The sequence below is a fragment of the Streptomyces sp. NBC_00442 genome (genome assembly GCF_036014195.1).
In the GTDB taxonomy this organism is placed as follows: domain Bacteria; phylum Actinomycetota; class Actinomycetes; order Streptomycetales; family Streptomycetaceae; genus Streptomyces.
In genome coordinates this window covers 291,025-304,267 of sequence record NZ_CP107918.1, presented here as the reverse complement: position 1 = coordinate 304,267, position 13,243 = coordinate 291,025, and the positions used below count along the sequence as shown (strand labels likewise).

The 13,243-nt window shown below is 72.0% G+C and carries 10 protein-coding genes; 7 read left to right on the top strand and 3 right to left on the bottom strand.

All coding sequences use genetic code 11. The features are described from left to right. Nucleotides 1-93: 93 nt before the first annotated feature. The gene (locus OG432_RS01405; protein ID WP_328306845.1) at nt 94-723 is read right to left on the bottom strand and encodes a DUF3887 domain-containing protein; all 630 of its coding nucleotides are present in this window, start codon (nt 721-723) and stop codon (nt 94-96) included. A 609-nt stretch (nt 724-1,332) separates the two neighbouring features. Here OG432_RS01405 and OG432_RS01400 point away from each other — a divergent pair. Beyond that, complete coding sequence (locus OG432_RS01400) at nt 1,333-2,070, top strand: dienelactone hydrolase family protein (protein ID WP_328306843.1); 738 nt, start codon at nt 1,333-1,335, stop codon at nt 2,068-2,070. Between the two features lie 227 nt (nt 2,071-2,297). Here OG432_RS01400 and OG432_RS01395 read toward each other — a convergent pair whose 3' ends face one another. Then, nucleotides 2,298-2,789, bottom strand: coding sequence for a DUF5709 domain-containing protein (locus OG432_RS01395; protein ID WP_328306841.1), 492 nt, complete (start codon nt 2,787-2,789; stop codon nt 2,298-2,300). Between the two features lie 222 nt (nt 2,790-3,011). Between OG432_RS01395 and OG432_RS01390 the strand changes: the two genes are divergently transcribed. The 6 genes from OG432_RS01390 to OG432_RS01365 all read left to right on the top strand — a co-directional run bounded on the left by OG432_RS01390 (nt 3,012) and on the right by OG432_RS01365 (nt 12,392). Beyond that, a complete protein-coding gene (locus tag OG432_RS01390) occupies nt 3,012-3,569 on the top strand; it encodes a PadR family transcriptional regulator (protein WP_328306839.1) in 558 nt (185 codons plus the stop codon). Between the two features lie 282 nt (nt 3,570-3,851). Next, entirely contained in the window at nt 3,852-5,576 is a 1,725-nt protein-coding gene (locus tag OG432_RS01385) for an acyl-CoA dehydrogenase family protein (protein WP_328314959.1), read from the top strand. A 630-nt stretch (nt 5,577-6,206) separates the two neighbouring features. Next, nucleotides 6,207-7,661 (top strand): MFS transporter, encoded by a 1,455-nt coding sequence (locus tag OG432_RS01380; RefSeq protein ID WP_328306837.1) that lies wholly within the window; start codon nt 6,207-6,209, stop codon nt 7,659-7,661. Next, nucleotides 7,658-9,532 carry a S9 family peptidase gene (locus tag OG432_RS01375; protein WP_328306835.1) on the top strand — a complete coding sequence of 625 codons (1,875 nt, stop codon included), beginning with the start codon at nt 7,658-7,660 and terminating at the stop codon, nt 9,530-9,532. Before OG432_RS01380 ends, OG432_RS01375 begins: the two co-directional genes overlap by 4 nt. A gap of 205 nt (nt 9,533-9,737) precedes the next feature. Further along, on the top strand, nt 9,738-11,675 hold the full coding sequence (locus OG432_RS01370; protein ID WP_328306833.1) for a RiPP maturation radical SAM C-methyltransferase: 1,938 nt from the start codon (nt 9,738-9,740) through the stop codon (nt 11,673-11,675). A gap of 39 nt (nt 11,676-11,714) precedes the next feature. Next, nucleotides 11,715-12,392: a DUF5825 family protein gene (locus tag OG432_RS01365; RefSeq protein ID WP_328306831.1), complete on the top strand. Its 678-nt coding sequence runs from the start codon at nt 11,715-11,717 to the stop codon at nt 12,390-12,392. Between the two features lie 96 nt (nt 12,393-12,488). Here the strand turns inward: OG432_RS01365 and OG432_RS01360 are convergent, their stop codons facing one another. Then, a complete protein-coding gene (locus OG432_RS01360) occupies nt 12,489-13,136 on the bottom strand; it encodes a maleylpyruvate isomerase N-terminal domain-containing protein (RefSeq protein ID WP_328306828.1) in 648 nt (215 codons plus the stop codon). Nucleotides 13,137-13,243: the final 107 nt, after the last annotated feature.

Here is a 13,243-nt window from a genome sequence, read left to right as displayed (position 1 = left end):
GGCCCGGCGCGCGCCGTCAGGGGACTACGTTTGGATCTGCGGAACACGCTTTCTCTGCGCACTAATTGACGGGTCGTCAGAAAAGCGTTCCCGTCACGGGATTTCCTTCGGGATGATCACGAGGCCCGCGACCTTCTCGTCCGTGTCGAAGGAGACCCGCGCCTTCATCTCGCCGGCCTCGTACCGCAGCGGGATGTCGACGACCGTGTGGTCGCCGATGCGGCGTACGAACGGCTCGCCGTCGCCGAAGCCCTCGAACGCGCCAACGAGTCCGGCGACGGAGGCCAGTCCGTTGGCCCGCACCTCGTCGGTGAAGGCGGCAAGGACCTCCGCGTTGAAGGTGGGCCGCGCCGCGTCCATCCGGTTTTCGAGGACATCCGTGACGATCTGGAGGGCGCGCTCCGCGGCGTCCGTCATGTGCACTGTCTTGTCCATGGGTTCTCCGGTCCGGGGATCGATGGGCTTGCCGAAGCGCTGGAATGCGGCCTGGCGGGTGACTCCGAGCAGGTCTCCGAGCTCCTGCCAGGTATGACCCGCGTCCCGGGACTGCTGCACGCAGAGCTTCAGGACCTGCTCGGCCACGGCGTCGACGTGCTGGGCGCGCCGGACCAGATCGAGATAGGCGGGGGAGGCCAGCGGGCTGCCCGCGGCGGCCGCCAGAGCCGAGGCCTGCTCGGCGAGCTGGGCGCTCAGGGCGTTGAGGGACGGAGGGGCATCGGTCACACGTAAAGGATGGCTTTACATGCGACTCGCGTCAAGAGTTCCTTTACGGCACGGGCGTGGTGCTGGCGTGGCGTGGCGTGGCGTGGCGTGGCGTCGGCGAGAGCAGGCCTGTTGCCCGTGAGATCGAGGGCGAGCCGACCGAGCCGGAGATGCTGCTGATGTGCCGGGTCCTCAGTTCGCCAACGAGTAACCGTGGCAATGGACGACGGCCCACCTGGATGAGTGGTCGGCCTCCCCGGCGGGTGAGAAGTGTCTGGCGCCGTCGACGATCCGCGGCTACCGGGGCGAGGACCGGTCGTTCGCCGAGTTCCTCATCGCCCTGCTGGCCGGCAACGCCGAGAAGCACCTGGCTGCGGACCGCATCCGTGGCGTCGTCTGCACGCTCGTACGCACACGGGCCGGACGCCGTAACCTCGCCCACGCTCTCCACCCCGGCTCTTCCCCGGTGCCGGCCAGGCCGTCCGCTCGGCGGCGGCCAGATCGCTCTACGCGCTGCACAGGTGCGGCATCCGACCCCAACAGGGCCGAACCCGCCTCCTGGGGAGGGTAATTTCCGCCGGCGGCGGAACCCCGGCCGTTCGGGCTCGACGATCACTACGGTCCAGTTGCATGACGACGGTTACGACACGTTCGGTCGAGTATCCGGCCGACGGTTTGACGATGATCGGGCACCTCGCGCTTCCGGCCGGTGTCGACCGCCGGCCCGCGGTGCTGCTCGGACCGGAGGGCATGGGGCTCAGCGATGTCGAGCGCCGCCGGGCCGATACCCTCGCCGAGCTGGGATATGTAGCGCTGGCCTTCGACCTGCACGGCGGGCGCTACCTGGGCGACCCGGACGACATGCTGGCCCGCTGCATGCCGCTGCTCGGCGACCCCGACCGGATGCGAGGCATCGGCCACGCGGCGCTCGACGTGTTGCGCGCCGAACCGCGAACCGACCCCGGCCGGACAGCCGCCGTCGGCTACGGCACCGGGGGCGCCATCGCGCTGGAACTCGGGCGCGACGGCGTCGACCTGCGCGCGATCGGGACGGTCAACGCAACCCTCACGGGCCGACCGGGCGAGGCGGCGCGCATTCGCTGCCCGGTGTGGGCCGGAGTCGGGTCGGAGGACCCCATCATGTCGCCCGCGCAACGAAACGCGTTCACCGCTGAGATGCAGGCCGCGGGCGTCGACTGGCGCCTCACGGTCTACGGCGGCGCCCTGCACGCCTTCCATCACCCGTCGGTCGACCACACCGTGCGTCCCGGCGTCGGTTACCACCCGCGGCACGCGCAGCGAGCCTGGCGCGACGTCGTCGACCTGCTCGCCGAGTGCCTGCCTGTGACGGAGGATCCGGAGGCATGACCCGCGTGTAGGGCGGCAGGACCGGCTGGGTGGGGCACCCGCGTGCAGGGCGGCAGGACCGGCTGGGTGGGGCAGGTGGGGGCAGCCGGGACGAGCGAACCAGGGGCCGGCATCGGGAGTGGGGGCGCCTTGCGGGTGCCGCGCCCTCGGGTCGCTCCCCTGTCCGCCCCGCCCGCCCCGCCCGCCGCGTGCACCGCGCGGGGCGGTACCTACGCCTGAGGGAGAGTTCAGCCTGCGGCGTCCGGCTCCGCAGGGAGTTGGTCCTCGGGTACGACGTGGACCGCCGCCTCTTCCGCGGCCGCCGCGCCCCCGTCGATGCCCTCGTCGGATCCGACCATCTCCTTCGTCGTGTCCGGGCGGGCCCCCTCGTCCGGCGCCACCAGGCGTCCGGCGCGCTCGACGCCCGATTCCGGATCGAGCGGCTCGCCCTCGCCGCCGGGCAGATCTCCGATGCCGTCGTCCGCGGGGAGTTCCGTGTCGTCGTGAACCTCCTGGCTCAGCCGCTCGTCATGGGACTCGCCCTCATGCTGCTCGGCGGCCGTGACGCCGGTCTTCGTGACACCCAGTGGCTTCTCGGGCGGTGAGTATCCCTCGTCGAGCATGTCGTCATAGGTGCGCTCGTCGACCGCGTCCTGGAGGTCGAGCGGAGCGGCGTCCTGCTGCTCCTCGTTGCCGCCCGTGGGCTGGTAGACGTCGTCCGCCATGCCGTCGTCGCTCATGACTCACCTCGTGCTTCCGTGTACGGGTCGTTCGGCGCGGATGGTCGGTTTCATATGCTTTCCGCTCTTTCCGCTCCGATCCCTGCCAGTGCCCGCGCCCCGGCGGCCCAAACGGGAACGACGGGATCCGGGGCCGCGTTCCGGTGCCCCGGTCGGGTGAGCCGTGTCTCACCTGGACGCTGTCGCTTGTCTATGCAACTCGTTGCATAGAAGGATTCGAGCATGGCGCTTGAGCACGCGATTCTCGTCTCGCTGTTGGAGAAGCCGGGCTCCGGCTATGAGCTGGCCCGGCGGTTCGACCGGTCCATCGGTTACTTCTGGGCCGCGACCCACCAGCAGATCTACCGCGTCCTGAAGCGCATGGAGGGCGACGGCTGGATCGACGCCCGCGAGGTGGCGCAGGACAGCCGGCCCGACAAGAAGGAGTACTCCGTCGCCGCCGTCGGGCGTGACGCCCTCTCGCGGTGGCTGCACGAACCGATCGAACCCGAGAGCGTGCGGCACGAGCTGGCCGTGAAGATCCGGGGCGCCGCGTTCGACGACCCGGCCGCGCTGCTGCGCGAGGTGGAGCGCCACCGCCAGGCGCACGCCGACCGGCTCGCGCGCTATCTCGCCGGCGAGCGGCGCGACTTCGGCGAAACCGGGCTTCCCGGGCCGCCCGACGCGGGGCGGGAGTTGCAGCACGTCGTCCTGCGCGGCGGCATCGCGTACGAGCGCATGACGCTCACCTGGCTCGACGACGTGATCGCCACCCTGCACCGGCTCAGAACCGGCCACTGAACCGGTGCCGGGCGGACAACCAGGACCGCACTCCGGCCGTCAGGCCGTGACCCGCATTCCGGCCGGCCGGTGACCCGCATCCCGGCCGCGCGCTACGCCGTCACGCGCATCCGGCCGGCCGCCACCCCGGCGACCGCATCCCTGCCGGCCTCGAAGCCCGTACGCGATCGCACCGCCCGTGCCTCAACCGCACCCCTTGGCGCCTCTCCACTCATCTCCGCTCAGCATTCCCACCGCTCCCCAACCTCCCCCCAACCCCCTTGTCCCGAAAGGCAGATGACCGTGGCCGACCCGCTGCTGTTCAACCCGCGCACCTATGACCCGACGCACTTCGACCCCGAGACCCGCAGGCTGCTGCGCGCGACCATCGACTGGTTCGAGGGGCGCGGCAAGCGCAGGCTGATCGAGGACTACCGCACGCGCGCCTGGCTCGCGGACTTCCTCGCGTTCTCGGCCGAGGAAGGGCTGTTCGCCACCTTCCTCACCCCGGCGTCCGTGGCCGGTGAGGGGCAGGTCGACAAGCGCTGGGACACCGCCCGCATCGCCGCGCTCAACGAGATCTTCGGCTTCTACGGGCTCGACTACTGGTACGCCTGGCAGGTCACCATCCTGGGGCTCGGGCCGGTCTGGCAGAGCGACAACGCCGATGCCCGCGCCCGCGCGGCCGAACTCCTCGGCCAGGGCGAGGTGTTCGCGTTCGGGCTTTCCGAGAAGACGCACGGCGCCGACATCTACTCCACCGACATGCTGCTCGAACCCGACGGCGACGGCGGCTTCCGGGCCAGCGGCTCCAAGTACTACATCGGCAACGGCAACGCCGCCGGACTCGTCTCCGTCTTCGGCCGCCGCACCGACATCGAGGGCCCCGACGGCTACGTCTTCTTCGCCGCCGACAGCCGCCACGAGGCGTACCACCTGGTGAAGAACGTCGTGGACTCCTCGAAGTACGTCAGCGAGTTCCGCCTCGTGGACTACCCGGTCGGCGCCGGCGACATCCTGCACACCGGCCGTGCCGCCTTCGACGCCGCCCTCAACACCGTCAACGTCGGCAAGTTCAACCTCTGCACCGCCTCGATCGGCATCTGCGAACACGCCATGTACGAGGCCGTCACCCACGCCCACCACCGTGTCCTCTACGGCCGCCCCGTCACCGCCTTCCCGCACGTGCGACGCGAGTTGACGGACGCGTATGTGCGCCTCGTCGGGATGAAGCTGTTCAGCGACCGCGCCGTGGACTACTTCCGCTCCGCGGGCCCCGACGACCGCCGTTACCTCCTCTTCAACCCGATGACGAAGATGAAGGTGACCACGGAGGGCGAGAAGGTCATCGACCTCATGTGGGACGTGATCGCCGCCAAGGGCTTCGAGAAGGACAACTACTTCGCGCAGGCGGCCGTCGAGATCCGCGGCCTGCCCAAGCTGGAGGGCACCGTCCACGTCAACCTGGCACTCATCCTGAAGTTCATGGGCAACCACCTGCTCGACCCGGTCGCGTACGCACCCGTGCCGAGCCGGCTCGACGCGGCCGACGACGCGTTCCTCTTCCGGCAGGGGCCCGCCCGTGGTCTGGGGGCGATCCGTTTCCACGACTGGCGCACCGCCTTCGACGCCTTCGCGGAGGTGCCCAACGTCGCCCGCTTCCGTGAGCAGGCGGACGCGCTGTGCACGTTCGTCACCACCGCGGCGCCCGACGAGGAGCAGAGCCGCGACCTCGACCTGCTCCTCGCCGTCGGCCAGCTGTTCGCGCTGGTGGTGCACGGTCAACTGATCCTGGAGCAGGCGCACTTGACCGGCCTTGAGCAGGACGTGCTCGACGAGCTCTTCGCCGTCCTCGTACGCGACTTCTCCGCGCACGCCGTCGAGCTGCACGGCAAGGACTCCGCCACCGGCGAACAGCAGAAGTGGGCGCTGGGAGCGGTCCGGCGTCCCGTGGTCGACGAGGCACGCTCGGCTCGCGTGTGGCAGCGCGTCGAGGCGCTGGCGGGGGCCTACGAGATGGCGCCGTAGCACCCTCCGCGCGGCACCGGGGCGGCGTTTCCAGCCGTCCCGGTCGCCGCGACAGGATGGGCCCCGGTCGATGACGCGACCGGGGCCCATCCGTTTTCAGCCAATGAGCGCGGCGGACGGAACCCTTCTGGGGAAGGGCCGGTCCGGGGTGCCGGAAAGCGCCCCGGGTCCGCGCGCGACGCGGCGCGGGGACCCGTGGTTCCCGCCCCGGCCGAGCGGGGGAGGGACGGGGGCGCTTCACCGGCGGAAATGTGCATATGCCAGGTGGCGTGCGCGAACTGGTGTGTGGGGCACGGGAGTTCGCCCGAGCGAAGCGGAGGAGCGGGATCTCAGGGAGGCCTCCGCCGTAGTGGCACGGCGCCGCCTCCTCCCCGCTTCCACCGGCACGGACGATCCGTCGCGCGGGGGTGCGCTCCGGCCGGAGCAATCGGTTTCTTTGCCGGGCCCTTACGGAGTTCGATTCCGGCCTCGGGGACAGAACTCTTGTGGCTCCGGCTGACGCCTGGTTAGGCTCCCGCTCGTTTCGATTCCTGCACATTTTCTTCGCAACCCGACCAACTGTGGGGTGGCTGTGCGTGCAACGGAGTCCCCCGAGTTCCCGGGGGCATCTGCGGCGCTGGCGGGGCACTGATGAGCCCCGGCACCGCCACCGCTCGGAGTGCGGCGCGCCGCACCCCGGCACGTGACGTCCGCCTGTTCTGGTGGGCGAACGCCTCCGACGCGCTCGGCACCCAGGCGTCCGGAGTCGTGCTGCCGCTGCTGCTCCTCGGTCTCGGCCACTCGGCGGCGCTGGTGGGGCTCGTCGCGGGGGTGTCCACCGCGGCCGGGCTGCTCCTCGCACCCCTCGCGGCGGTTCCGGCCGACCGCGGCGCGCGCAAACCGGTGATGTTCTGGTCCGCGACGGTCTCGGCGCTCGCCATGGCCGGCGTCGCGGCGGCCGCCGCGACGAGCGGCCCGCCGCTCACCCTCCTGCTCGGCGCGGTCCTGGTGGAACGCTTCTCGACCGCCGTGTACGAAGCCGCCGCCGCCGGCACCGTAGCCATGATCGCCCCGCCCGCCGACCGCCCTAGCGTGGTCGCCGGCCTCTCGGCGGGCGACCAGTGCGCGCTGATCCTGGGCCCCGCGCTGGGCGGCGCGCTCTACCAGGTCGCCCGTGCGCTGCCCTTCGTCGCGGACGCCGTGACCTACGCCGTCGCCGCGGGATGCGTACGGGCACTGGGATCGGACCTGCGGCCGCGCACCCACAGCGCCGCGCGGGCGACCGAACAGGCCCCCGCCGGAGCGCTCCCTGACGATCTGTCAGTCACCGCACCCGGATCGCACGCGCCCGCACCCGTACCGGCCGCTCCAGCATCGCGGCCGGACTCTCCCGACGCCGCACCGGCCGCTCCCGACGCCGCGGCCGCCGCACTGGCCCCCGCCGAGCCCGAGCCCAATTCCCTTCCCGCGACTGCCCGTTCCCGCCGGCCCGGCCGCCTGCACCGCATCGGTGGAGAGCTGGGCGCCGGGTTCGCCCTGGTCCGTACGTCACCCGTGCTCCGACTCGTCGTCACCTGGACCGCCACCGTGAACGGGGTGATCGTCGCCCTCTACTACGGCGCCGTCTTCACCCTCCAGAAGAGCGGCCACGGCGGCTGGCCGATGGGCCTGGTCCTGGCGCTGTCGGGGGCCGCCGGGCTCGCCGGGTCACTGGCCGCGCCGCGCCTCGCGGGCCGGATCGGCGCCGCACGCCTGCTGATCACGGTGACCTGGTTGCTCGTCCCCCTCGCCGCTGGGCTCGCGACCGCCGAGGGGCCCTGGTCGTACGGCGCGCTGTTCGGGGTGTTCTGCCTGCTCATGCCGCTGGTCGGTGTCGTGCTCCAGTCCCGCGTCCTGCAGGAGACCCCGCCGGGTCTGCAGGCCCGTACGGGCGCGGTCCTCGCGAGCGCCGTCGGCGGGTCGGCCGCGCTGGCGCCCGTGGTGGCCGGCGTCGTCGTGACCCGCGCAGGGACGGCCGCGCCCGCCGTGGTCTGCGCGGGCGTCCTGGCCGCGCTGGCCTGGTGGACGACCGTGGTGCGGGCCAGGCTGACGGGGGTGACGGCATGACAGGCCGCTACCAGGTCTACCGGGCCGCACTCCCCGAGGTGTGTGCCGAGGACCCCACCCGGATGGTGTTCACCGCCGACGCCGAGGGCCGGTGCGAGGTGTTCACCTGGGACGCGGCCGCACTGCGCGCCCGCCGGGTCACCGACCGCCCGCACGGCACGCTGCACGGCGCGATCGACCACGACGGCCATGTGTGGTGGTTCGACGAGGACGACGACGGCAGCGGACGGTGGCGGTTCCAGCCGTTCGCGGGCGGCCCCGACCTGCCCGGCCTTCTGGGCGTACCCGAAGGGGAATCGCGCGGTCTCGCCGTCAGCGACGACGCGCACGTGGCCATGGGCCTGGGCGACGCCCGGTCGACCACCGTGCACTTCGGCCGGCGCGGCGCGACGGCCCGTGAAGTGACGCGCGTGGACGGCCACGCCACCTTGTCCGGGATCACCCGTGACGGGAGCCTCCTCGCGGTCAGCGCCGCGGCCGGCTCGGCGCGGGCCGTGACCGTGCTCGCCGCCGACGGCACCCCGCACGCGGTCCTCGCCGGCGACGGCCCGGACGGCCGCCTGTGGGCCCTGGGCTTCGCGCCGGTCGCCGACCGCATCGAGCTCCTCCTCGTCCGTGAGACCAACAACCGCTACGAACTGGCGAGTTGGAGCCCCGACGGCGGGACCGTCACTCATTCCTGGTGCGCCTTCGACACCGAGATCACCGCACGCTGGCACCCCGAAGGACGGTCGGTCCTGGTCCGTCAGGACCGGTACGGTCGCAGCACCCTGCACCGTGTCCACCTGGCGGAGCGCACCGTCGAACCCGTACCGACGCCGCGCGGGACCCTGCTGGACGCCGCCCCCCGCACCGGGGACGACGTGCACTACCTCTGGACGGACACGGCGACCCCGCCCCGCATGATCTCCACCGCGGGCACCGCGCTGCCCCCCGCCCACGGCGTCGGCGCAAGGGTGCCGGGCGAGCACCGCGACCTGTGGACGCCGGGCCCCGACGGCCCGGTGCACTCGCTGCTCAGCCTGCCCGACGGGCACCGCCACCCGGTGCCCGCGGTGTTCCTCGTGCACGGCGGGCCCGCCGACCACGACCGGGACGCCTACGACGGGGTGGTGCACTCCCTCGTCGCCTCGGGCTTCGCCGTCGTCCGCGTCAACTACCGCGGTTCCACCGGCTACGGGCCGCGCTGGCGGCGCTCCTTCGGCGAGGGCGTCGGCCTCACCCAGGTGGCCGACCTCGCCGCGGTCCGCGCCGACCTCGTCGACCGCGGCGTCGTCCGCGCCGACGCGACCGGCCTGTGGGGCACCTCCTGGGGCGGCTACCTGGTGCTCCTCGCCCTCGGCACGCAGCCCGCGCTGTGGCAGGCGGGTGTGGCCGTCAAACCCGTCGCCGACTGCGCGGCCGCGCACCGCACCACCACCCCCGCCCTGCGTGCCCTGGACGAGCGGCTGTTCGGCGGCACCCCCGACGAGGTGCCCGAACGGTACGAGCGGAGCTCGCCCCTCCACTACGCCGCCGCGGTCCGGGCCCCCCTCCTGGTCGTCGCCGCGAGCCGGGACGTCAAATGCCCGCCCGGCCAGGTGCGCGCCTACCTCACCGCCTTGCACCACGCGGGCGTACGGCACGAGTCGATGTGGCTGGACACCGGCCACGACGGCTACGAGGCCGGCGACCACGTGGCCGTCCTGCGCCGCGCCGTGGTCTTCCTCGACCGCGAACTGCGCCGGCGGCCCCGCGCCGCCGCCCCCCAGACTCCCCGCTCCGACCGGGCCGGGGACACCGGACGGGTGCGCTTGCCGGCGCCCGCCGGACAAGGCACCACCCACACAGAGAGGAGTTCCTGCCATGCAGAAGGACATCATCCACAATGACCCGCTCGCGGGTGACGAGGAAAACCGCAAGCCGGGCATCGGCATAACCGTCACGGTTCCGTTCCGCAACGCCGAGGACGGCGACGAGGACTGATCCTCGCGGCCGGTCCGGCGGTGCACCGCCGGACCGGCACAGCCGCGCCTCCTGGCATCCGGCCCCTTGGCCCCCGTCCCGTCACGTCTCCGCACCCACCGAGGAGCCGACATGCGTGTCCTGCTGGTCAATATGCCCTGGTCGCCGATCGACCTGCCCTCGCTCGCCCTGGGGATCCTCAAACGCAGCGTGGACGAACGTGTGCCCGGCGCCCGCGCCGAGGTCCTGCACGCCAATCTCGAATTCACCGACTGGATCACCGAGCGCACCGAATTCACCGCCGAGGACTACGAGTACTACTCGCTCTCCTCCTACTTCATGGGCTGTGGCGACTGGGTGTTCTCCTCGGCGCTCTACGACGATCCCACGTGGCGCGACGAGGAGTTCGCGGCCGCGATGAAGGGCAAACTGCGCAAGTCCCGGTTGCGCATGTCGCGGGAACTCCATCGCCAGGTACCGGAGTTCGTGGAGATGATCGCCCGGCGGATCGTCGACTACGCGCCCGACGTCGTCGGCTTCACCTCCACCTTCCAGCAGAACACCGCCGCACTCGCGGCCGCCAAGCACGTCAAACGTCTTGCCCCGCACATCGTGACCGTGATGGGTGGCGCCAACTGCGACGGCGAACAGGGTGAGGCCGTCCACCGCAACTTTCCGTTCGTGGACCATGTCATCCGCGGCGAGGGCGAGGCCGCCTTCCCGCAGCTCCTCACCGCCATCGCCGAAGGGGCCGGCGGGGACGAACTGGCCACCGTGCCGGGCCTGTGCCACCGCGACGCCGAGGGCAAGAGCATCGTCAACCCGATGGCGACCAGCCCCCTGCCGCCCGCCACCATCCTCGCCCCCGACTACAGCGGCTACTTCGAGCGCCTCGCCGCCTCCGTGGCCCGCAACTGGGCCGAGCCCAAGCTCGTGGTCGAGGGAGCGCGCGGCTGCTGGTGGGGCGAGAAGCACCACTGCACGTTCTGCGGTCTCAACGGATCGTTCATGCAGTTCCGTTCCAAGAGCCCCGACACGTTCTACGAAGAGATCATGGAACTGGCCCGCAAGCACCGGGTGCTCGACATGTACCTCGTCGACAACATCCTCGACATGGGCTACCTCACCACCGTGCTGCCCCGCATCATGGAGAGCGGCTACGACCTCAGGATGCACATCGAGATCAAGGCCAACATGCGCCGCAGCCAACTGCGCACCCTCGCCCAAGCCGGACTCATCTACGTACAGCCCGGCATCGAGAGCCTCAACAACCGGGTGCTCGACCTGATGGACAAGGGCGTCAGCGGCTGCCAGAACGTGCGGATGCTCCGCGACGGAGCCGAGACCGGCCTCTCCGTCGCCTGGAACTACCTGCACGGCTTCCCCGGCGAGACCGCCGAGGACTACGACCCCGTCATCGCGCAGATACCCGCGCTCGAACACCTCGACCCGCCGGTCGACCTGTCGGCGCGGATCGCCATCGAGCGCTTCAGCCCGTACTTCAACCGGCCCGAACTCGGCTTCGACGGGCTGCGCCCCGAAGAGCACTACCGCTTCACCTACGACCTGCCCGAGTCCGAGCTCTACGACCTGGCGTACGTCTTCGAAGCGCCGCAACGCGGCATCAGCGAGCCCACCGTCGGCGCCCTCAACAACGCGCTCGACGCCTGGAAGAAGCACCACGCCGACGCCCGGCTCACCCACACCGACCTCGGCGACCGCATCGTCCTCGTCAGCCGGCGGCGCGCGTTCTCCTGGCGGGCGATGGAACTGACCGACCCGTTCGAACTGGCCGTCTTCCGCCTCCTCGACCAGCCCCACGCGACGGCCGCGCTCACCCGCAAGGCGGCGGCCCGCGCCAAGGGCGCCGCACGCGAGGAGCACGAGGTGCAGCAACTGCTCGACGCCTGGGTCGCGTTGGGCCTCGTCTTCACCGACGGCGGCCAGTACGTCCACATCGCACCCTCCGCCGTCAACGAGGATCTGCTGCGCCTGGACTTCATGCGCCACGCGCAGGCCGCGCTCGACGCCGCGCAACAGCCCGCCCGGCCCGAGCCCGTCAGTGTCTGACCCCGGCGTGTCCGGCACGAGAGCAGGAGGATCAGCCCGATGAGCACCGCCCTCACCACCGCCACCGATGCCCTCACGGTCTCCGCCTGGCGCGACTACGACCCCGAAGCGTGCGCCCTGCCGGGCATGTTCCTCGGTGCCATCGAACTGACCGGCCCCGCGGGCGAGGAGAGCGACCGGCTGTGGGAGTCCGGCGCCCGACGCGTCCAGCTGCGCGAGCCCGTCGACCTCACGGATCTCACCGCTCCGGGCGCGGCCGTCCGCGCCGTCCGCACCCTGAGCCTGGTGCGGGACCTCACGGCGCGGGCCGTCCTCGTGGAGTGGAATCTGCGCCTTGACCCAGAGGCGCCCGACGACACCTGGCGGGCGCTGAGCCACCTCCAGCCGCCGGGCAGCCTGCACGGCCCCGGCGACGCGGCCGGCGACCTGCGGCGCTGGCGCGAGGGCCACTACCTCTGCAAGTGCCTGTGGAGGCAGGGCCCCGGCTTCGTCCAGATCCGCGACCGTCGCTGGGGCGAGCTGCGCCGCTTCACCGCGGAGGAGCCCGAGTACCAGCAGGTCATCGCGGCCCTGACCTATGGCGCCCCCGCGGCATCGGTGCCGGCCGCGGTCCTGGCCGACTTCCTGGAGGAGCGCCTGGTGCTTCAGGTCGGCGACCTCGCGTGGTGGCTGCCCTACCGCGTGAACCGCTGGATCCAGGAAGCGATGGCCATTTGACGGTAGGTCAGAAATGACGCCGTGAGGGTGCGGGCCACGCGCCCCGGCTGCCCCCGACGGTGCCCAGGCCGTCGGGGGCGCCGCTCGCGCCGTCGCTCACGGCGCGAGCGGCGCCCCGTGCCAGCGCCAGTCCGTGCGGCGCGGGCGCTCGGGGCTCTCCACGCGTCCGGTGGCCCACAGCAGGGCGGAGGAAGCGGTGTCGGTGATGGCGACGTCCGGGAACAGCCGGGCCAGTACCCGTCGGCTCAGCTCCTCCGGAGGGGCCCCGTCGCGCTGGACGCCCCGCGCGATGTCGTAGGTGTGGACGAGGGTTTCGGTCACCCCCATGGCCGCGAAGCCCTCGGGGTCGGAGGCGCCGAAGACGTGCGGCGCCAAAACGGTCGCAGGGGCGCCGTCCACAGCGGCGGCGAGCAGCCCGCCGCACGCCTCGACCACGGTGAGCAGCCCCTCGGGTCCCGCCGCGCGGTCACCGAAGACGACGTTGGCCGGGCCGCCGGGGCGATCGCTCGACATCCGCAGGGGGACACGGTCCACGCCCATGGGGTGCGCGAGCCCGAAACGCAGGGCGTAGGTCAGGAGATCGTCCGCGAGGTGCTCAAGGGTCTCCCAGCACGTCCACTCCAGATCACCGGCGGGGACGCGCCATCGGGCGGCCGGGACGCCGGAAACGGTTCGAACGCAGTGGGCGACGGCCTCGCGTACATGCTCACCACGCACCGAGGCGCCCCCTGATTCGGAAGACATCCGAACAGGCTACCGGCTGCTGCCAGCAGCTCATCCGGGGCGGCACCGCACGGCTCCGCCCGGCCCGCTCGTCGCCCGGCCGGGCGAGGCGGCTCAGTGCACGCCGA

Coding starts and splice junctions, on each gene's coding strand:
- OG432_RS01390 (WP_328306839.1), top strand. CDS start 3,012: ATGGCGCTTGAGCACGCGATTCTCGTCTCGCTGTTGGAGAAGCCGGGC.
- OG432_RS01370 (WP_328306833.1), top strand. CDS start 9,738: ATGCGTGTCCTGCTGGTCAATATGCCCTGGTCGCCGATCGACCTGCCC.
- OG432_RS01360 (WP_328306828.1), bottom strand. CDS start 13,136: ATGTCTTCCGAATCAGGGGGCGCCTCGGTGCGTGGTGAGCATGTACGC.
- OG432_RS01395 (WP_328306841.1), bottom strand. CDS start 2,789: ATGAGCGACGACGGCATGGCGGACGACGTCTACCAGCCCACGGGCGGC.
- OG432_RS01400 (WP_328306843.1), top strand. CDS start 1,333: ATGACGACGGTTACGACACGTTCGGTCGAGTATCCGGCCGACGGTTTG.
- OG432_RS01380 (WP_328306837.1), top strand. CDS start 6,207: ATGAGCCCCGGCACCGCCACCGCTCGGAGTGCGGCGCGCCGCACCCCG.
- OG432_RS01365 (WP_328306831.1), top strand. CDS start 11,715: ATGAGCACCGCCCTCACCACCGCCACCGATGCCCTCACGGTCTCCGCC.
- OG432_RS01375 (WP_328306835.1), top strand. CDS start 7,658: ATGACAGGCCGCTACCAGGTCTACCGGGCCGCACTCCCCGAGGTGTGT.